This is a genomic window from Paractinoplanes polyasparticus, assembly GCF_019710575.1.
GTDB lineage: Bacteria > Actinomycetota > Actinomycetes > Mycobacteriales > Micromonosporaceae > Actinoplanes > Actinoplanes polyasparticus.
The window spans coordinates 103,444-120,707 of record NZ_JAHWFK010000033.1 but is presented as its reverse complement, the minus strand read 5'-3'; the positions used below and the strand labels follow the sequence as shown (position 1 = coordinate 120,707).

Annotated in this window: 19 protein-coding genes and 2 pseudogenes; 13 read left to right on the top strand and 8 right to left on the bottom strand. The window is 72.0% G+C overall.

Going from position 1 to position 17,264, the window contains the following annotated elements:
* Positions 1-3: 3 nt before the first annotated feature.
* A complete protein-coding gene (locus KXC43_RS30330; protein WP_221379606.1) occupies positions 4-468 on the bottom strand; it encodes a CGNR zinc finger domain-containing protein in 465 nt (154 codons plus the stop codon).
* A gap of 351 nt (positions 469-819) precedes the next feature.
* Between KXC43_RS30330 and KXC43_RS30325 the strand changes: the two genes are divergently transcribed.
* The 4 genes from KXC43_RS30325 to KXC43_RS30310 are packed head-to-tail and all read left to right on the top strand — an operon-like array spanning position 820 to position 3,213.
* Positions 820-1,482: an MFS transporter gene (locus KXC43_RS30325; protein ID WP_221379605.1), complete on the top strand. Its 663-nt coding sequence runs from the start codon at positions 820-822 to the stop codon at positions 1,480-1,482.
* Positions 1,443-1,739 carry a hypothetical protein gene (locus KXC43_RS30320; protein WP_221379604.1) on the top strand — a complete coding sequence of 99 codons (297 nt, stop codon included), beginning with the start codon at positions 1,443-1,445 and terminating at the stop codon, positions 1,737-1,739. Before KXC43_RS30325 ends, KXC43_RS30320 begins: the two co-directional genes overlap by 40 nt.
* A gap of 45 nt (positions 1,740-1,784) precedes the next feature.
* Positions 1,785-2,483 (top strand): phosphatase PAP2 family protein, encoded by a 699-nt coding sequence (locus KXC43_RS30315; RefSeq protein WP_221379603.1) that lies wholly within the window; start codon positions 1,785-1,787, stop codon positions 2,481-2,483.
* 31 nt (positions 2,484-2,514) lie between these two features.
* Positions 2,515-3,213 (top strand): phosphatase PAP2 family protein, encoded by a 699-nt coding sequence (locus KXC43_RS30310; RefSeq protein ID WP_221379602.1) that lies wholly within the window; start codon positions 2,515-2,517, stop codon positions 3,211-3,213.
* Here KXC43_RS30310 and KXC43_RS30305 read toward each other — a convergent pair whose 3' ends face one another.
* A complete protein-coding gene (locus KXC43_RS30305; RefSeq protein WP_221379601.1) occupies positions 3,214-4,683 on the bottom strand; it encodes a mannitol dehydrogenase family protein in 1,470 nt (489 codons plus the stop codon).
* Positions 4,684-4,910: 227 nt separating this feature from the next.
* On the opposite strand from KXC43_RS30305, the gene KXC43_RS30300 reads away from it, so the two are divergent.
* Together KXC43_RS30300 and KXC43_RS52860 are read left to right on the top strand one after the other, a co-directional pair.
* Complete coding sequence (locus KXC43_RS30300) at positions 4,911-6,149, top strand: hypothetical protein (RefSeq protein WP_221379600.1); 1,239 nt, start codon at positions 4,911-4,913, stop codon at positions 6,147-6,149.
* A gap of 257 nt (positions 6,150-6,406) precedes the next feature.
* Positions 6,407-6,493: pseudogene (locus tag KXC43_RS52860) on the top strand (hypothetical protein); the annotation flags it as partial.
* A gap of 180 nt (positions 6,494-6,673) precedes the next feature.
* On the opposite strand, the gene KXC43_RS30290 reads toward KXC43_RS52860, so the two are convergent.
* Positions 6,674-7,207 (bottom strand): GNAT family N-acetyltransferase, encoded by a 534-nt coding sequence (locus KXC43_RS30290; RefSeq protein ID WP_221379599.1) that lies wholly within the window; start codon positions 7,205-7,207, stop codon positions 6,674-6,676.
* A 70-nt stretch (positions 7,208-7,277) separates the two neighbouring features.
* On the opposite strand from KXC43_RS30290, the gene KXC43_RS30285 reads away from it, so the two are divergent.
* The gene (locus KXC43_RS30285) at positions 7,278-8,171 is read left to right on the top strand and encodes an alpha/beta fold hydrolase (protein WP_221379598.1); all 894 of its coding nucleotides are present in this window, start codon (positions 7,278-7,280) and stop codon (positions 8,169-8,171) included.
* Here KXC43_RS30285 and KXC43_RS30280 read toward each other — a convergent pair.
* On the bottom strand, positions 8,067-8,615 hold the full coding sequence (locus tag KXC43_RS30280; protein WP_221379597.1) for a DUF305 domain-containing protein: 549 nt from the start codon (positions 8,613-8,615) through the stop codon (positions 8,067-8,069). The genes KXC43_RS30285 and KXC43_RS30280 overlap by 105 nt on opposite strands.
* The gene (locus tag KXC43_RS30275) at positions 8,600-9,340 is read right to left on the bottom strand and encodes a lytic polysaccharide monooxygenase (RefSeq protein WP_221379596.1); all 741 of its coding nucleotides are present in this window, start codon (positions 9,338-9,340) and stop codon (positions 8,600-8,602) included. Before KXC43_RS30275 ends, KXC43_RS30280 begins: the two co-directional genes overlap by 16 nt.
* A 134-nt stretch (positions 9,341-9,474) precedes the next feature.
* Here KXC43_RS30275 and KXC43_RS51435 point away from each other — a divergent pair, with 134 nt between their 5' ends.
* Together KXC43_RS51435 and KXC43_RS51430 are read left to right on the top strand one after the other, a co-directional pair.
* Positions 9,475-10,194, top strand: a complete 720-nt coding sequence (locus tag KXC43_RS51435; protein ID WP_255645076.1) for an EAL domain-containing protein — start codon at positions 9,475-9,477, stop codon at positions 10,192-10,194.
* A complete protein-coding gene (locus KXC43_RS51430) occupies positions 10,191-10,721 on the top strand; it encodes a DICT sensory domain-containing protein (protein WP_255645075.1) in 531 nt (176 codons plus the stop codon). Before KXC43_RS51435 ends, KXC43_RS51430 begins: the two co-directional genes overlap by 4 nt.
* On the opposite strand, the gene KXC43_RS30265 is transcribed toward KXC43_RS51430, so the two are convergent.
* Together KXC43_RS30265 and KXC43_RS30260 are read right to left on the bottom strand one after the other, a co-directional pair.
* Positions 10,651-11,619 (bottom strand): hypothetical protein, encoded by a 969-nt coding sequence (locus KXC43_RS30265; protein ID WP_221379595.1) that lies wholly within the window; start codon positions 11,617-11,619, stop codon positions 10,651-10,653. The two genes, KXC43_RS51430 and KXC43_RS30265, sit on opposite strands and share 71 nt — an antisense overlap.
* Positions 11,620-11,634: 15 nt before the next feature.
* Positions 11,635-13,059, bottom strand: a complete 1,425-nt coding sequence (locus KXC43_RS30260) for an XRE family transcriptional regulator (RefSeq protein WP_221379594.1) — start codon at positions 13,057-13,059, stop codon at positions 11,635-11,637.
* Positions 13,060-13,183: 124 nt separating this feature from the next.
* Here KXC43_RS30260 and aceA point away from each other — a divergent pair, with 124 nt between their 5' ends.
* Together aceA and aceB are read left to right on the top strand one after the other, a co-directional pair.
* Positions 13,184-14,473, top strand: coding sequence for an isocitrate lyase (gene aceA, locus KXC43_RS30255; RefSeq protein ID WP_221379593.1), 1,290 nt, complete (start codon positions 13,184-13,186; stop codon positions 14,471-14,473).
* On the top strand, positions 14,473-16,098 hold the full coding sequence (aceB, locus tag KXC43_RS30250; protein WP_221379592.1) for a malate synthase A: 1,626 nt from the start codon (positions 14,473-14,475) through the stop codon (positions 16,096-16,098). The genes aceA and aceB overlap by 1 nt, the downstream gene beginning before the upstream one ends.
* Before the next feature lie 56 nt (positions 16,099-16,154).
* Here the strand turns inward: aceB and KXC43_RS30245 are convergent, their stop codons facing one another.
* On the bottom strand, positions 16,155-16,544 hold the full coding sequence (locus KXC43_RS30245; protein WP_221379591.1) for a hypothetical protein: 390 nt from the start codon (positions 16,542-16,544) through the stop codon (positions 16,155-16,157).
* Here KXC43_RS30245 and KXC43_RS53260 point away from each other — a divergent pair.
* Both KXC43_RS53260 and KXC43_RS30235 read left to right on the top strand, forming a co-directional pair.
* Positions 16,532-16,861: pseudogene (locus KXC43_RS53260) on the top strand (hypothetical protein); the annotation flags it as partial. The gene KXC43_RS30245 and the pseudogene KXC43_RS53260 sit on opposite strands and share 13 nt — an antisense overlap.
* Positions 16,822-17,196, top strand: coding sequence for an AfsR/SARP family transcriptional regulator (locus KXC43_RS30235; RefSeq protein WP_221379590.1), 375 nt, complete (start codon positions 16,822-16,824; stop codon positions 17,194-17,196). The pseudogene KXC43_RS53260 and the gene KXC43_RS30235, both read left to right, overlap by 40 nt.
* Positions 17,197-17,264 lie beyond the last annotated feature (68 nt).

Genomic DNA, 17,264 nt, shown 5'->3' with positions numbered 1-17,264 from the left:
GAGCTATGCGCGGTTCTGTGCCCGGCGGCGCCGGAAGGCGGCTGCGCGGGCCCGGTTCTGGCAGGTCAGGCAGCAGAAGCGGCGCTTGCCGGCGGGGGAGGCGTCCACGTAGACGTCGGCGCACTGGTCGTCGGCGCACAGGCCCAGGCGGCCGGGGTATTCGGCCAGGTGGTGGCGCAGGGCAAGGGCGGCGGCGGCTCGGCCGGCTTGGGCCGGATCTTGCACGGTCCAGGACTCGGCCAGGTCGGGGGCCAGTTCGGGGCGTACGTCTGTGACCTGCAGCAACGTCGTGACCAGGCGCGCCCGGGTGGTGGGGTCGGTGGTCGCGAAGATGGGGTGCAGTTCGTCGGCCAGCGCGGTCAGCTCAGGGCCGGGCCGCGGGGCGCGGCCGTCGACCCGGCAGGGTTCGGTGCCCCACTCGTTGACGAGGGCCACCACCTCGGCGATGTCCATGTCGGTCACCCGCATGCGGTCAGCGTAACGCAATGAGACTGTTCTTCGCGTTGCGTTGGGCGTCGGTCGACCGTAACGTCATGAAGGTATTCATTGCGTTACGGGCGATGTTCGCCGACGCCCGGCAGCGGGGCATCGCGCTCGGCGTGGAGCGCGTCGTTCTCGCTCGGCGGTCTGGCCGCGCCGCTGATCGGCAGCGTGCTGCTCGAGCACTTCTGGTTGGGGCTCGGTCTTCCTGCTCGCCGTGCCCGCGACGTTGCTGCTGGTCGTGCTGGGCCCGGCGCTGCTGCCCGAGGCCCGCGACACCTCGGCCCGGGGTTTCGACCTGGGCGGGGCGGTGCTCAGCCTGGCCGCGGTTCTCGTTTCGTGTACGGGATCAAGCGCCTCGCCGCCGAGGGCCGGCCGGCCGTGCCGTTGCTGTCGATCGTGGTCGCCGGCCTCCTGCTCGCCCTGTTCCTGCGCCGCCAGCGCCGGGTCGAGCAGCCGCTGCTCGACCTCACCATGTTCCGCGACGGCCGGGTGCGGGTCGGTCTGGCCGCCAACGCGCTCTCGTTCTTCGTCCTCTACGGCACCCAGCTGGCGATCGTGCAGTACCTGCAGGTCGTGCTCGACCTGTCGCCGCTGCGGGCCGGGCTCTGGGCGCTGCCGTCGGTCGGGGCGTTCCTGCTGGCGTCGCTGCTCGGGCCGGTGCTGGTGCGCTGGTTCCCGGCCGGGCGGGTGGTCGCGGTCGGCGCGGTCGTGATGGCGGCCGGTCATGCGTTGACGGCGCTGGCCCCGTACGGCGGCGGGTTGCCCGCGCTGGTGGCCGGGATGGTCATCGGCGGGCTGGGGCTCGCGCCGGTCTACACGCTCACCACTGATCTGGTGGTTTCGTCCGTACGGTCCTCGCGGGCATGGCCGCGGCCGTCACCGAGACGGGAGCCGAACTGGGCGGCGCCATCGGCATCGCCGTGCTCGGCTCGGTGGTCGTGGCGGCGTACCGGAGCGGGATGTCCGGAGTGCCCGGCCTGCCGCCCGACGGGACGCTGATGGACGCGGCGGCCGCGGCCGGACGCCTGCCCGGTCAGCTGAGCGCGGCGCTGCTGGAGCGGGCCGACGACGCCTACGGGTTCGCGTTCGCCCTGGTGTCGCTGGTGGCGGCCGGACTGGTGGCGGTGGCCGCGTTCCTCGCCTTCCGCGTGTTGTGGCCCGCGGCGCCGGTCACGGCCGAGCCGGTCGCGCCGCCTCTGCCTGCTGAAGACGATGAGCGCCGGACGGCCACGATCCGGCCGGCCCGATCCGGGTGAACGGAATGTGTATCAGCGGTGAATGTCCGGGTATAGCTAGTCGCCATGCGGGACCAGGAGCACGCCCTCGAATTCCGGCTGGCCGGGGCCGCGGCCGGGACCGTCGTTCTGCTGGTGCCGTTCGCGGTGCTCACGGCCATGGTCGTGGGCGAGGTGGACTGGCTGCACCGGCTCGACGAGGACGTCAGCGTTTCCGTGCACGGCTTCGCATCGGGGCATCCGGGGCTGGTCGACTTCATGTGGGCCTGGTGCCTCGTCTTCGACCCGTGGACGTGGCGGGTCGCGGCCCTCGGACTGGTCATCTGGCTGGTCCGGCGGGGCGCCCGCTCGCTGGCCTGGTGGGTGGGCATCACGATGACGGCCGGCGGACTACTGGGCGTGCTGCTGAAACTGGTCTTCGAACGGGATCGGCCGTCGTTCCTCGACCCGGTGGCCACGGCGGTCGGGTATTCGTTCCCGTCCGGTCACGCGCTGAACAACGCGCTCGGCGCCGCGGTCGTGCTGGCCGTGCTGCTGCCGATGACCCGGCACCGGCCACGCCTCCGCCGCTGGCTGATCGCCGGCGGCCTGGTCGTCCCGGCCGTGACCGGCCTGTTCCGGATCGGGCTGGGCGTGCACTGGCTCAGCGACGTGCTCGGCGGCTGGCTGCTCGGCCTGCTCGTGGTGGCCGCGACGATGGCCGCGTTCGCCGCCCGCCGGCGCCGGCGGCTGGTTCCGGTCGGCGCGGGCACGACGCGGGAGTAGCGACAAGCGTGACTGGGTAGACAGCGCGGTCATGCCCCCGCTGATCGCGCAAATCGCCAAGCGTCTGCTGCTGCCGGTGACCATCCTCTTCGGAGTGATGGTGGGTCTCGGCCTGCTGGTGACCCGGGTGGTCGACCACTCCTGGCCGCTCACCGTCGAGGACGACGTCAACCGTTCCTTCGAGGCCCATCGTGACGGCCCGCTCAACGTGATCAGCGAGATCGTCAGCCTGATCGGCAGCACCCCGGTCATCATCGCCGTCACCGGCGTGGCCGCGGCCATCCTCTACCTCAAGCTGCACCGCTGGCGCGAGCCGCTCTACCTCTGCCTCGGCGTGACCGCGCAGGCCCTGGTCTTCTTCTTCACCACGCTGATGATCGACCGCGAGCGCCCCACCGTGCGCCGCATGGACGACTCCCCGCCCACGTCCAGCTTCCCGTCGGGGCACACCTCGGCCGCGGTCGCGCTCTACGTCGGCCTGGCCCTGCTGCTGTTCACCCTGCTGCGCCACACCTGGGCCAAGCGCCTGGCCTGGCTGCTCGTCCTGATCCCGATCGGCGTCGCGACGGCCCGCCTCTACCGCGGCATGCACCACCCCACGGACGTGCTGGCCTCGTTCCTCAACGGCGTCACCTGCGTCGTCATCATGTCCTGCCAGGTCCTGAACCGAGCCGTCAAGTGGGCGGTGCCCAGCCGCTTCCGCCCCGGCGTGCGCCGAGTGGCCCACTGATCAGATCAGCGCTTCGAGCGTCGCCTTCGCTCCGCGGGTGTGGAGGCTCTCGAGCACCTCGGTGTACGCCTCGACGAAGCGGGCGTTGTCGGCCAGGTTGCCGAAGAGTTCGCGGTTCCGGATGAACGCGGTGGGGTTGTCGCGCTGGGTCAGGGCGATCGCGTTCAGCTCGTCGCGGAGGCGGTCGACGATGTCGATCGGGGCGCCCTGCTCGTCGGTGCCCTCGTCGTAGCGGGCCCACGAAGCCACGACCGCGGTGGCCAGCTTGATCTCGCCGCCGGTGTCCAGGTTGTGGCGGATCACGGGGAGCAGCCACTTGGGGATGCGGTCCGAGCTCTCCGCGCACAGCCTCGCCACCGTGTCCTTGACCTGGGCGTTGGAGAAGCGCTCGATCAGCTGGTGCTGGTATTCGTCGAGGTTGATGCCGGGGACGGGCTCGAGGGTGGGCTCGGCCTCGCGCTTCATGTATGTGAGCAGGAACTTCGCGAAGGCGGGGTCCCGGGCCACGTCGTGCACCAGGCGGTAGCCGGACAGGTAGCCGAAGTAGCACAGCGCCTGGTGTGAGGCGTTGAGCAGGCGCAACTTCATCAGCTCGTACGGCTCGACGTCGGGCACCACCTGCACGCCGGCCTCTTCCCAGGCCGGGCGGCCGGCACCGAAGCTGTCCTCCAGCGTCCACTGCGTGAACGGCTCGCACACCACTGGCCAGCCGTCGTCGACGCCGAAGTGCTTGCGGACCTCGTCGCGGTCCTCGTCGGTCGTCACCGGGGTGATGCGGTCGACCATGCTGTTCGGGAAACGCACGTTCTCGTCCACGTACGTGGCCAGGGCCGGATTCCGCAGGGCGGCGAACGCGACGAAGCTGCGCCGGGCCGCGTCCCCGTTGCCCTGAATGTTGTCGCAGCTCATGATCGTGAAGGCGGGCAGATCGCGCTCGCGGCGGCGCTCGATCGCGGCCGTGATGAGTCCGAACGTCGTACGCGGCTGGTTGGGCAACGCCAGGTCGTGCTGGATGTCCTTGTTGTCGGCCATGAACTCGCCGGTGACCGCGTTGAAGTTGTAGCCGCCCTCGGTGACCGTGAGCGACACGATCCGGACCTCGGGGGAGGCCATCTTCTCGATCACGGCCTCCGGGTCGTCCGGCGCGAACAGGTACTCCCGGATCGAGCCGATGACGCGGGCCTCGAGCGTGCCGTCGGGCGCCTTGACCACCAGCGTGTAGAGGCCGTCCTGGGCGTCGAGCACCTGCTGCATGCGCCGGTCGGCCGGCATCACCCCGACCCCGCAGATCGCCCAGTCGAGGGCCTTGCCGTCGTTCATCAGGCGGTCGAGGTACATCGCCTGATGGGCGCGGTGGAAGCCGCCCACCCCGAAGTGCACGATGCCGGTGCGCAGGGCGCCGCGGTCGTACGTGGGGACGGCCAGATCGGCGGGCAGTCGGGACAGGTTCTCGGCGTTGAGGGGCAGCATGGTGGCTCTTCCTCCCGGCAGTGGAACGGGGATAACCCACAGCATCGCATTGGTTCGTAAAGGTCACCGGCGACCGAGCTGAGGGATCTTCTGCACGTCGCGGTCACGCCGGCCGTAGCCGCGGACGGCCGTTCGTGTGCCACACCGGACCCGCGATGACCGACCTTGCCGTCTCCATGCCCGTTTCTCGTGCGCCGAACCGGCGGCCGGCTTGTTAGCGTGCGCTCATGACGGGGCGGGACGGTTGGGGGAAACGGGTCGGCGGCATCGGTTTGGCCGCCGCGGTGGGGGCGCTGGCCGGTGCCGCGCTGGCGGGGCGGCGCGGTGCTCCCGTGGGCGCGGCGGCGCTCGCCGTGACCGAGGCGGTCGCCCGGGCGCGGCAACGGCCGGGCGAGATCCCGGCGTGGTGGTCGCGAGTGGTGATGAGCGGCGCCGTGGCGGCGATCGGCGGCCGGCTGATGAGGGCCCGGCCGGTGACGGTGGGCGTGGCCGCGGGCGCGGTGGCCGGCGCGCTCGGGCTGCGGCCGCAGAAGGTGCTGCTGGGCCCGGTGGTCGGCGCCGCGGTCGGAGCGGCGTGGGGCCGCGACACTCCGCCGGCCGTGGTGGCGGCGAGCACGGTGGTCGGCTTCCGGGCGCTGTCGGCCGTGTTGTTCCGCGATCCGCAGGTGGATCTGCTGGCCGAGCGCGTCCCGGCGGCGGACCTGCCGTTCGTGGTGCCGCTCGAGGCCCGGACGAATTATGTCGGCACCGGATACGTCCGGGAACTGGCCGAGGTGCTGGGCGGCCGGTACGAGGCGGACGCCCCCGACGTGGGAATCGTGGCCTCGCTCGACGACCTCGCCGGCCCCGGCTTCGACCCGGCCGGGGTCGACCCGCTGGTGCGCGAGTTCTACGAGCACACCACCCGCTTCCGGCTCGACATCCGGCCCGAGTGGCGGCACTGGGTGCGCCCCGGCTATCTGCTCTACCGCACGTTCGTGGCGCGGCCGCTGGGCCAGGCCAACGTGCCGATGAACCAGCGCGAGACCCTGCGCGGCGTGCGCAGCCGCATCGACACGATCACCCCCGACGGCGCCGGCCTGATCGGCGTGCGCGGCTGGATCCGCTCGTACGCCGACACCGACGAGCCGATCTACGTGGGGATCTACACCACGTACCGGCACGAGGGCCGCGGCTATGTGAGCGTCGGCTTCCCGGTGCCCCAGGGCAGCTTCACGGCCACGCTGGCGCCGCTGCCTCGCGCGGGCGGGGGCCTGGTGCTGACCAGCCGCAGCGAGCTGGCCCATCCCGGCCATTATCTGACATACATCGATCCGGGGACGCGCGACCTGACGACGCTGGCGGTGCACGGCTTCACCGAACAACTGGACGTCTTCACCGAGAACGGCGGGCTGCGCGCCGAGCACGCGTTCTCGCTCTACGGGATGCCATTCCTGGTGCTGCACTACACGATCAACCGCAAGTAACGGATCCAGCGCAGGAAAACGTCAAGACCTATGTCGTAGCGGGGTGGGTGGTACGGGCCGCTGCTCACGCCGAGGGCCGCGGCGGGGTGAGCTGGCCGCTGGCGCGTCCAGAACGCTCACCCCACCACGGCGACGTGCGTGAGTGGTCACGCACAGACCCGGCGGCTCTGATCCGCGACGATGACGGTCGAGAGCTCACGGAACAGTTCGGACTGCGGTATCCGATCACGCTGGCGACGAGGGGCGGATCCACGGACATGGCGTTGTCGACGAGGTTTACCGAGATGTTCGGGGTGCGGCATCCGATCGCGCTGGCGCCGATGGGGGGCACCGCCGGGGGTGCGCTGGCGGCGGCGGTGTCGAACGGGGGCGGGCTCGGGATGCTCGGCGCCGCCGACGGGGATCCGCGCTGGCTGGACCGCGAGGTGGCGATTCCGGCGGACCGCACCGACCGGCGTGGGGTATCGGGTTCCTCACGTGGGCGATCGACCGGTCCGCGGTGGAGCGGGCCCTGGCCCGGGCGGTCAGGCCGAGGCCAGCGTGATCCAGTAGCGCTTCACCGTGTCGGGGCCGGTGGTGCGGGTGTCCTCGTAGACGCCGCCGTTCTTCTCGATCGTGCGGGCCGACGCGACGTTCGACGGGATGCAGGTGACCAGCACCCGGTCGAGGCCGAGCGTGCGCGCCGTTTCCAGGGTGCGGCCGAGCGCCCAGCCGGCGAGACCCTGGCGGCGGGCCGAGGGACGGACGCCGTAGCCGATGTGGCCGCCCACGTTGAGCAAGAAGTCGTTGAGCGTGTGGCGCAGGGCGACGGCGCCCAGATACTCGTCGTCCTCGACGATCCAGCGGTACGTGCAGTGCACCAGGCCCTCGTCGAGCGGGGTCGACGGATCCTCCTCGTCGCGCAGGCGGGCCACCCACTCGGCGAACCCTTCCGCCGAGTCGACGTCGTCGGTCGCTCGTACGCTGTGGCCGTCCATGTGCGCGCCGGGCGGCCACTCGTCACGGGCCTCTTTCCACGAGGCGTGCAGCCGGGTGGTGGGTGCGATCAGTTCGGGCATGAGCCGAATCTACAGACGCGTCGGCACCGGGACCGCGGGCCTTGGCGCAGTGGTGCCTACGCTCGGGGCCATGGACGTGGTGATGGACGACGGGGTGCGGCTGCGCACGTGGACCGGGAGGGGGACGGGCCGGCCGGTGGTCCTGGTCAACGGCGGGCCGGGGCTGCCCGACTATCTGGCGCCGGTGGCCGGGCTCGTCGAGCACCTGGGCGTGGTTCACCGCTACGACCAGCGGGGCACCGGCGGGTCGCGCTGGGCGGGGGAGCACACGCTCGGGCGGCACGTCCGTGACCTGAGCCTGCTGCTCGACGCCTGGGGGCACCGCACGGCTGTGCTGGTCGGGCACTCGTACGGAACCGAACTGGCTTGTCGTTTCCTGCTGGCGCACCCGGAGCGTGTGGCGGGGCTGGTGCTGATCGCCGGGCCGTTCGTGGAGCCGTGGCGGGAAGCGGACCGGGCGGCCCAGCGCGAGCGGCGCACCGGCGCGCAGCAGGCCCGGCTGGAGGAGCTCGACGGCATCGCCGCGCGCACCGAGGCCGAGGAGGTCGAGTACCTCACGCTGGCCTGGTTCACCGACCACGCCGACCGGACGCGGGCCTGGGACTGGGCGCACGCCTCGGCGCTCAGCGTGCGGCCGGTCAACTACACGATGAACCGGCACCTCAACGCGGCCGGCCGGGCCGACCCGCTGGAGTCACATCTGGACGAGCTCCGCGAACGGCTGCCGCCCGGCACGGTGATCATCGGCGGCGCGGGGGACAGCCGGCCGGCCGAGGCTCTGCGCCGGCTCGGCGACCGGCTCGGTTGTGCGGTCGTCATCGTGCCGGGCGCGGGGCACAGCCCGTGGCTGGAGGATCCGTCAGGGTTCGGCCGCCAGCTTGAGCAGGCTCTGGATCTGGGACTGACGGCGGCTCGCGACGTTCGCCCCGAGGGCCCGGGCGTCGGGATGGGCGCCGCCGGCTGACTCCATGCGGGCGGTCTCGACGCAGTTGCCCAGGTGGCCCAGGAGCAGGGTCACAGCCGTACGGTCGAAGTCCTTGCCCCGGGTGTCGCTCAGCTCGCCGATGTCGGACGGGCGCAGGTTGTGCAGGTCGCCGTGGCCCGCGTGAGCCCCGGCCGACGGATCGGCCTCCAGCGGTTGCTTCCAGTCCTGCAGCCGGCGCTGCATGGTCGCCGATTCCTCGCGCCACTGGGCGCGCAGCTCCGTGGCCAGGCTGCGCAGGCGCGGATCGGTGGCCCTCTGCTCGGCCAGGGCCGCCACCTGGTCGCCCTCGTCGATCTGGGTCAGGCCCATCTGGAGGAACATCACGTCGGTGTCGTTGAAGGGCGGCGCACCGGCCTCCGGCTGCGCATCGCAGCCGGAGACCAGCAGGAGGGCCAGCGCGGCCGCGACTAGCTCGCGGACCACAGGGCGGGGACGTTCGGCGGCTCCCAGCCGGTGAGCGCGGTGTGCGCCTGGCGGCAGGTGTACGAGCGGCCGTTGTAGGTGACGACGTTGCCCGGCTGGTAGGCCGAGCCGGCGCGCCACGTGCCGCTGGCCGGCGGCGGGGTGGTGGGCGGCGGGGTCGTCGGGGGCGGGTTGGTGGGCGGGGGAGTCGTGGGCGGCGGGTTGCCACCGCCACCGCCGATGTTGAGATCGACGCAGGCGTAGAACGCCATGGCCGTGTCGGCGACGTTCCATCGGGCGAGCACGGTCTGCCGGCCGCTGAAGCCGCCCATGCTGACCGTGTGCGACTTGGTGGCGCCGGGCTGCGCGCCCCCGTCGTTGAACGAGGCGAGCCGCGTGTTGCCGATGAAGTACTCCCACGTGGCGGTCGAGTGCCGGGCCGTCAGCACCCAGTTGAAGGTGACCGACTGCCCGACCGAGGCGGCCGGCCAGTTGCGGCTGTTGTCGTTGAGCACAGCGAACCGGCTGCCGCTGCCGTTGCACTGCATGGAGCCCTTGGCCGCCTCGACGCTCTGCGGCTCGTAGACGATGTCGCCGCAGTTGGCGACGGCGCCGCTGGCGCAGTTGGCCTGGCGGCTGGGCGGGGACGAGATGTAGCCGTGAGCCGAAGCCGGGGCGACTCCGACGGTGAGGGCGGCCGCGGTAGTGGCGACGGTCAGTGCGGGAAGGGTGAACCTGCGTCTCATGAAGGGGACTCCTTGGCTTCATGGGGGGATGACGAGGTGACTGGATATCGACAAACATAAGTTAAACCTTGTTAACAGTAAAGAGAGCGGCCGCATTTGTTAACTGCGGCCGTTGCGGGGTCGATAGGTGAGCCATGCGCGACATTCACGATGTGCTCGACCGGCGGGCGGTGACCACGCTCTTCCAGCCGCTGGTCGAGATCTCCACCGGACGGGTGCTGGGTTACGAGGCCCTTAGCCGTGGCCCGGCCGGCAGCTTGTGGGAGCAGCCGGGCGCCCTGTTCGCCGCTGCCCACGAAGCCGGCCGTGAGAGCGAGCTCGACTGGATCTGCCGTGCCCGCGCCTACGAGGGCGCGCTGGCCGCCGACCTCGATCCCGCGCTCACCCTCTTCGTCAACATGGAGCCGTCGGCCGCGGGCACCCCCTGCCCGCTCGATCTGGCTCCGATCATCGAGCTCGCCCGCCACCGCCTGCGGGTGGTCACCGAGATGACCGAGCGGGCCATCGCCGTCGACCCGTCCGGCCTGCTCAGCGCAGCGGCGGCGGCCCGTGCGGCGGGCTGGGGTGTCGCCCTCGACGACGTCGGCGCCGACCCGATGTCGCTCGCGCTCATGCCGTTCCTGCACCCCGACGTGGTCAAGCTGGACATGGGCCTGCTGCGGGCGCCCGGCGACCCGCACACCGCCCGCGTGGTCGCCGCGGTCGCCGCCTACGCCGAGGCGAGCGGCGCGGTCGTGCTGGCCGAGGGCATCGAGACCCCGGAGCACCTGGCGATCGCCCGCACGATGGGCGCCACCGTCGGTCAGGGCTGGCACTTCGGCCGCCCCGCCCCCTTCCGGTCGTCGCCGGCATGACCGCCACGCTGCCGTTCATCCCGCCGCCGCGGCCGGAGGACCGCACGCCGTTCGCCATCGTGGGCGCCCGCCGACCCGTCACCCGCGCCACCAAGGCGCAGCTCATGCCGATGAGCCGGCACCTCGAGGCGCTGGCCTTCGACGGCGGCGAGCCGCCCGTCCTGCTCGCGTGCTTCCAGGACGCCCGGCACTTCACGCCGGCCACCGCCCGGCGCTTCGCCGGCATCGCCGCGCACAGCCCGCTGGTGGCCGCGCTCGGCACCGGGCTCACCGACGAGCCGATCCCCGGGGTGCGCGGCGCGCGTCTCGAGGACCACGACGCGCTGCGCGGCGAGTGGAACGTCATCGTGGTCGGCCCGCATCGGGCGGCCGCGCTCGTCGCCCGCGACCTGGGCGACACCGGCCCGGACCGTGAGCGCCGCTTCGAGTTCGCCCTGACCCACGACCGTGCCCTGGTCATCGAGGCGGCGCGCTCCCTGCTCGGGCGCCTTGCCCCGGCCCGCTCGCCGGAGCTGCAGCCGGCGTAGCCGCGATCGCCTTGCTCAGGCGCACCAGGACCGCCCAGGCCACGGCCACGGCGACCGACCAGATCAGCAGGCTCGGGTCGGAGTCGGCGGTGTTGACTGCCTCGTTGCCGGCCAGCGCGGTGAACGGTCGCCCGGCCTGGAGCAGCGAGAAGAGCAGGACGAAGCCGACGGCGACCAGACCCGCCGCGTGCAGCGCCACCACACCGGCGGCCCGCCGCACTCCGCCCCACGGTTCGCGCAGCAGCACGACGGTGGCCGCGCCCAGCACCATCAGCCCGAACGTGACCAGCGGCGGGAGGGGCAGGCCGAACAGGGTCACCCCGACGGCCAGGCCGGCCACCGCCGGCCACCGGCGTTGCAGGGCGCTCGGGGTCAGCGAGGCGAGCACGCACACGACCGTGGCGATCGCGCAGACGACGTAGGCGGCCAGGCGGGACAGGGCGAGCTGGGGTTCGGCGTCGCTCGGTGACTCCAGCGCGACGATCGTGCTCGCCGTGAACAGGCAGGCCAGCGGGATCCAGAGGGCGAGCGGCCGGCCCGGCGGCCGGAGCGCGGCCGGGATCGCCACCGCGGTCACTGCCACGCCGGCGATCAGCGTGGCCGGCAGCAGTGCCGGACGTCCCGGGTCGATCCGATCCAGCACGATGTCGGCCGCCAGCCAGGGCACGGCCACGGCGATCAGCCACGATCGACGGGACACCGCGGCCAGGACCGCCGACACCGCGAGGACCGCCGCCCACCGCACGTCGCGCGCCCAGTACGAGTTGTTCTCGGCGAGCTCCCAGAACGGCGATCCCGGTTCGCACAGCGGTTGCAGAACCGCGATCCCGTACGCCCAGAGCCACGCCCCGGCCCAGCCCACCAGCACAGCGACGCCGAGCCGCACCCCACCGATCATGGGCGGCAGCGTAGTTCAGGCCCGCCGCTCCAGGAACTCGTAGACGTCCTGGGCGTCGACGCCGGGGAACGTGCCGGGGGGCAGCGCGGCCAGCAGGTGGGAGTGGACGCGGGCGCTGGGCCAGGCCTGGCCGGCCCAGCGGTCGACCAGTGCGGCCGGTGGACGGCGGCAGCAGGCGGGGTCGGGGCAGCGGGACACCGTACGCCGGGACGTGTCTCCGCCCCGGAACCAGCGCGCGTGCTCGTACGGGGTGCCGACCGTGACCGAGAATTCGCCGGAGCGGGTCGACTCGATGTGGACGGTGCACCAGTACGTGCCCGACGACGTGTCGGTGAACTGGTAGAACGACGAGTACGGGTCGTCCGAGCCGAAGATCGTGCGGGACGCCCACCTGCGGCAGATCGGCTGGCCCTCGATGGCGCCGGTGACGTCGGACGGGAAGCGGACGCCGTCGTTCTCGTACGCCTTGTAGACGATCCCGTTCTCGTGCACCCGGGTGAAGTGCACCGGGATGCCGAAGTGGTGGGTCGCCAGGTTGGTGAAGCGGTGGGCCGCGGTCTCGTAGGAGACGCCGAACGCGTCCCGGAAGTCGTCGATGGCCAGGGCCCGGTCGGCCTTGGCCGCCTTGAGGAACTGGACGGCGAAGGTCTCGGGCATCAGCAGCGCCGCCGCGAAGTAGTTCGCCTCGACCCGCTGCCGCAGGAAGTCGCCGTAGTCGGCCGGCTCCGGATGCCCGAGCACGAAATGGCCCAGCGTCTGCAGCACCACGGCCCGCGGGTCGTGCCCCTTGCCGCTGGCCACCTGGGGCAGATAGATCTTCCGGTTGACCAGGTCGGTCACCGAGCGTGTCGAGCCGGGCAGGTCGCTCACGTAGTGCAACGTGAAGCCCAGGTGCGCGGCGATGTCGAGGATCCCGCGCTGGGACAACGGGCCCGTCGCGTGCTTCACCGAGCGCGACACGTCGGCTGCCGCCCGCTCGATCTCGGCGAAGTAGTTGTCGCGCTCGCGCATGTCGATCCGCAGCTGGGCGTTGGCCCGGCGGGCGACCTCGGGGGTCGCGCTCTGCTCGGTCAGCAGCCGGTTGAGCTCGCGGTGCAGGCCCACCAGCGACTCGAGCGCGTCGAGAGGCAGGCGGCGCCCGCCCTTGACCGCCGGCAGACCGAGGGCCGCGTACGCCGGTGACTCCTGAAACCGGGTCAGGTCGATCTCGAGGCCGGCGCGGCGCGACGGCGCCTCGGGCCGCAGCAGGTCCTGCAGCGGGACGCCGAGCGCCCCGGCGATCGCCTCGAGCACCGACAGCCGGGGCTCGCGCTTGCCGTTCTCGATGAGCGACAGCTGCGACGGCGCCCGGCCCACCGCCTCGCTGAGCTGCTCCAACGTCATGCCCTTCGATTTGCGTTGGTGGCGTAGCCGCTGGCCCAGGGTGACGAGATCGGTCATGGGTTTTGACGCTAACAGAAATTCTGCGTTTCTTCTGCTCACAAATGTCTTCAGAGGGGCTGGCGGGAAGCGCGAAAGTGAAGTTCTTCCACCTGGCAATGGCAAGCGGAGGGACTGAGAGAACATGACTGATCAGCTGACCGAAGTTCGGGGCGGTACCGCGGCGGACCTCACTCGGGCGTGGGCCGGCGATCCCCGGTGGCTCGGCATCAAGCGCAGCTACACGGCGCACGACGTGGTCAAGCTGCGTGGCACGGTCCAGGAGCGGCACACCCTGGCCGAGCGCGGTGCGGAGCGGCTGTGGCAATTGCTGCACAGCGAGGACTACATCAACGCGCTGGGTGCGCTGACCGGCGGCCAGGCCGTCCAGATGGTGCGGGCCGGGCTCAAGGCGATCTACCTCAGCGGCTGGCAGGTCGCCGCCGACGCCAACCTGGCCGGCGCGACCTACCCCGACCAGTCCCTCTACCCGGCGAACTCGGTGCCGGCCGTGGTGCGGCGGATCAACAACGCGCTGCTGCGGGCCGACCAGATCGACACCGCTGCGGGCAAGCACGAACGCGATTGGTTCGCCCCCATCGTCGCCGACGCGGAAGCCGGCTTCGGCGGCCCGCTCAACGCGTTCGAGCTGATGAAGGGCATGATCGCGGCCGGCGCGGCCGGCGTGCACTGGGAGGATCAGCTGGCCAGCGAGAAGAAGTGCGGCCACCTCGGCGGCAAGGTGCTCATCCCGACCGCGCAGCACATTCGCACCCTGAACGCGGCCCGCCTGGCAGCCGACGTGCTCGGCGTCCCCTCGCTGATCATCGCGCGCACCGACTCGCTGGCGGCGGACCTGCTGACCACCGACGTGGACGAGCGCGACCAGCCGTTCCTCACCGGCGAGCGTACGGCGGAAGGCTTCTTCCGGGTCCGCAGCGGGCCCGAGGCGGCCATCGCGCGCGGCGTCGCCTACGCCGACTACGCCGACCTGCTCTGGGTCGAGACCGGCCGGCCCGACCTGGAGTTCGCGAAGTCGTTCGCCGAGGCGGTGCACAAGGAGCACCCCGGCAAGATGCTCGCCTACAACTGCTCGCCCTCGTTCAACTGGAAGAAGAACCTGGACGACGCCGACATCGCGCGGTTCCAGAAGGAGCTGGGCGCGATGGGCTACAAGTTCCAGTTCGTCACCCTGGCCGGCTTCCACGCGCTCAACCACTCGATGTTCGAGCTGGCGCGCGGTTACGCCACGGACGGCATGACGTCGTACGTGAAGTTGCAGGAGGCCGAGTTCGCGGCCGAGGCCGACGGCTACACCGCGACCAAGCACCAGGCCGAGGTCGGGACCGGCTACTTCGACGCCGTCTCGACCGCGCTCAACCCGTCCTCGTCCACGACTGCCCTCAAGGGCTCGACCGAAGCGGAGCAGTTCTGATGGGTACCGAGGAAATCACGATCACGGGGACGACCGAGGGCCGCTACGCCGAGGTGCTGACCCCCGAGGCCATCGCGTTCGTGGTCGCGCTCGACCGCGAGTTCGGCGCCCGCCGGGTCCAGCTGCTGGACCGCCGTCGCCGCCGGCGCACCACCCGCACCGACGACCTGGACTTCCTGCCCTCGACCGCGCACATCCGGGACGACGCGAGCTGGACCGTCGCGGCGCCGGCGCCCGACCTGCTCGACCGGCGCGTCGAGATCACCGGGCCGCCCGAGCGCAAGATGACGGTCAACGCGCTCAACTCCGGCGCCAAGGTGTGGATGGCCGACTTCGAGGACGCCACGTCACCCACCTGGGAGAACGTGGTGCTCGGCCAGCTCAACCTGAAGGACGCGCTGGACGGCCGGCTCGACTTCACCACGCCCGAGGGCAAGGAGTACCGGGTCAACGGCTGGATCCCGACCATCATGGTGCGCCCGCGGGGCTGGCACCTGCCCGAGAGTCACCTGCGCATCGGCGGGCGGCCGGTCTCCGCGTCGCTGTTCGACTTCGGCCTCTACCTGTTCCACTGCGCGCAGCGCCAGCTCGAGCGGGGCAGCGGCCCGTACTTCTACCTGCCCAAGCTCGAGTCGCACCTCGAGGCCCGGCTGTGGAACGACGTCTTCTTGTACGCCCAGGAAGCGCTCGGCATCGAGCGGGGCGCCATCCGGGCCACCGTGCTCATCGAGACGATCACGGCCGCGTTCGAGATGGACGAGATCCTGTACGAGCTGCGCGAGCACTCGGCCGGCCTGAACGCGGGCCGCTGGGACTACCTGTTCAGCATGATCAAGAACCGCCCCGACGTGGTCCTGCCCGAGCGCTCCCAGGTCACGATGACGACCCCGTTCATGCGGGCCTACACCGAGCTCCTGGTGCGCACGTGCCACCGCCGGAACGCCCACGCCATCGGCGGCATGGCCGCGGTCGTCCCCAGCCGCGACCCGGTCGCCGCCAAGCGCGCGCTCAACCAGGTGCGCCAGGACAAGCGGCGCGAGGTCGGCGACGGTTTCGACGGCAGCTGGGTCGCCCACCCCGGCCTGGTCGACACCTGCCGCGAGGTCTTCGACCAGTGGCTCGGCGAGGAACCGCACCAGATCGTCCGCAAGCGCGACGACGTGCGGGTCACCGCGACCGAGCTGCTCGACGTGCGCGCCCTCGGGGTCCAGGTCAGCGAGGTCGCGCTGCGCACCAACGTCAGCGTGGCGCTGCGCTACATCGCCGCCTGGCTGGGCGGCCGGGGCGCGGTGGCCCTGGGCGGTCTGATGGAGGACGCGGCGACCGCCGAGATCTGCCGCACCCAGCTCTGGCAGTGGATCCACTCCGCCACCCCGACCGACTACGGCGTCCCGGTCAGCGCGGCCCTGGTCGGCCGGATGCTGCGCGAGGAGCTGGACGTGCTCAGCGAGACCGGCGCCCTCGACGAGGACGCGGCCCGCCGCTTCGGCCAGGCCCGCACCCTGCTGACGGTGCTGCTCTCGGAACGCACCTGTCCCGAGTTCCTGACCCTGCCGGCCTACCTGCGGCACCTGTCCAGCGCCGCCCCGACCCCGGAGCCCACGCAGGCGACGGTCGCCGTCTGACCGGCCACTGACGAGGGCGCGGCCACCGGGGTTCCCGTGGCCGCGCCCCGCGCATGTCAGGGCCCGAGCATGATCGTGCTGACCGCCAGTTTCCCGGGCCGTCCGCTGCCGGACGGCTCGTACAGCTGGATCTCGTGCCGGCCGCGCGCCGACCCGCTCGGCACGCCGACGGTGAGGAACAACTCGGTGACACCAGGGGTAGGAGAAGCGGCGTAGCGGAGCAGCCTGTAAGCGACGGGTTTCTCGTCAAACCGGACCTCCAGCGGGCCCTTCCGGTCGTGGTGCCGGTAGGCCAGCGCCGGGATCCACTCCCCGGCACTGGCTGTCGCCGGCGTCACGAACCGGGTGCACGGTCCAGGCCCGGGCGCCATCGCGCCGCCGGCCAGGACGCCGGCCACGAGCAGGGCCGGACCCCACCGCCGGGTGAAATCTCGTGTTGTTGTCATCGCGCACTCCCAGGATTCGGCATCGGCTGACCCCTCGTTTTGTCGGGCCGGCCGGTGCCGGTTCGCCGTCGCGGCGGTATCAGAGCGGTATCGGCGCCGTTGACACCCGCACCGGCCGGGCGGACAGTCCGGATGTGGGTATCGCTGTGCTGGGCCCACTGACCATCGACAGCGGCGGGCAGCCGGCCCGGCTCTCCTCGCGCGACCGCACCGTGCTGGCCGCGCTCGTGGCCACGGGCGGCGCCGCCGTGCGGCCGGAGCAGCCGGCCGAGGCGTTGTGGGGCGGGCGGCCACCGGCGTCGTGGCGCAAGGTGCTGCAGGGCTGTGTCGCCCGGCTGCGCCGGGTGCTCGGCGCCGACCTGATCGAGACCGTGTCGTCCGCTACCGCCTCGCGGCCGGGGCCGACGAGGTCGACGCCCGCCGCTTCGAACGACTGCTCGACCGGGCGCGGGAACTGCTTGTGCTGGACGCGGCCGACCACGCCCTGTTCGTGGCCGGCGAGGCGCTGGCGCTGTGGCGCGGACCGGCCCTGCCCGAGCTGGAGGCGTGGGAGCCGGGGCGCATCGAGGCCGGGCGGCTCGCGGAACTGCGGCTCGAGGCCGAGGAGTTGCGGGTCGAGGCGGCGCTGGCGACCGCGACGGGACGACGCTGATCTGGGATCTGCGGGGCGACCGCCGGGTGCTGACACGGCGCGCCCTCGACGCGGGGGTGGACCTCTCG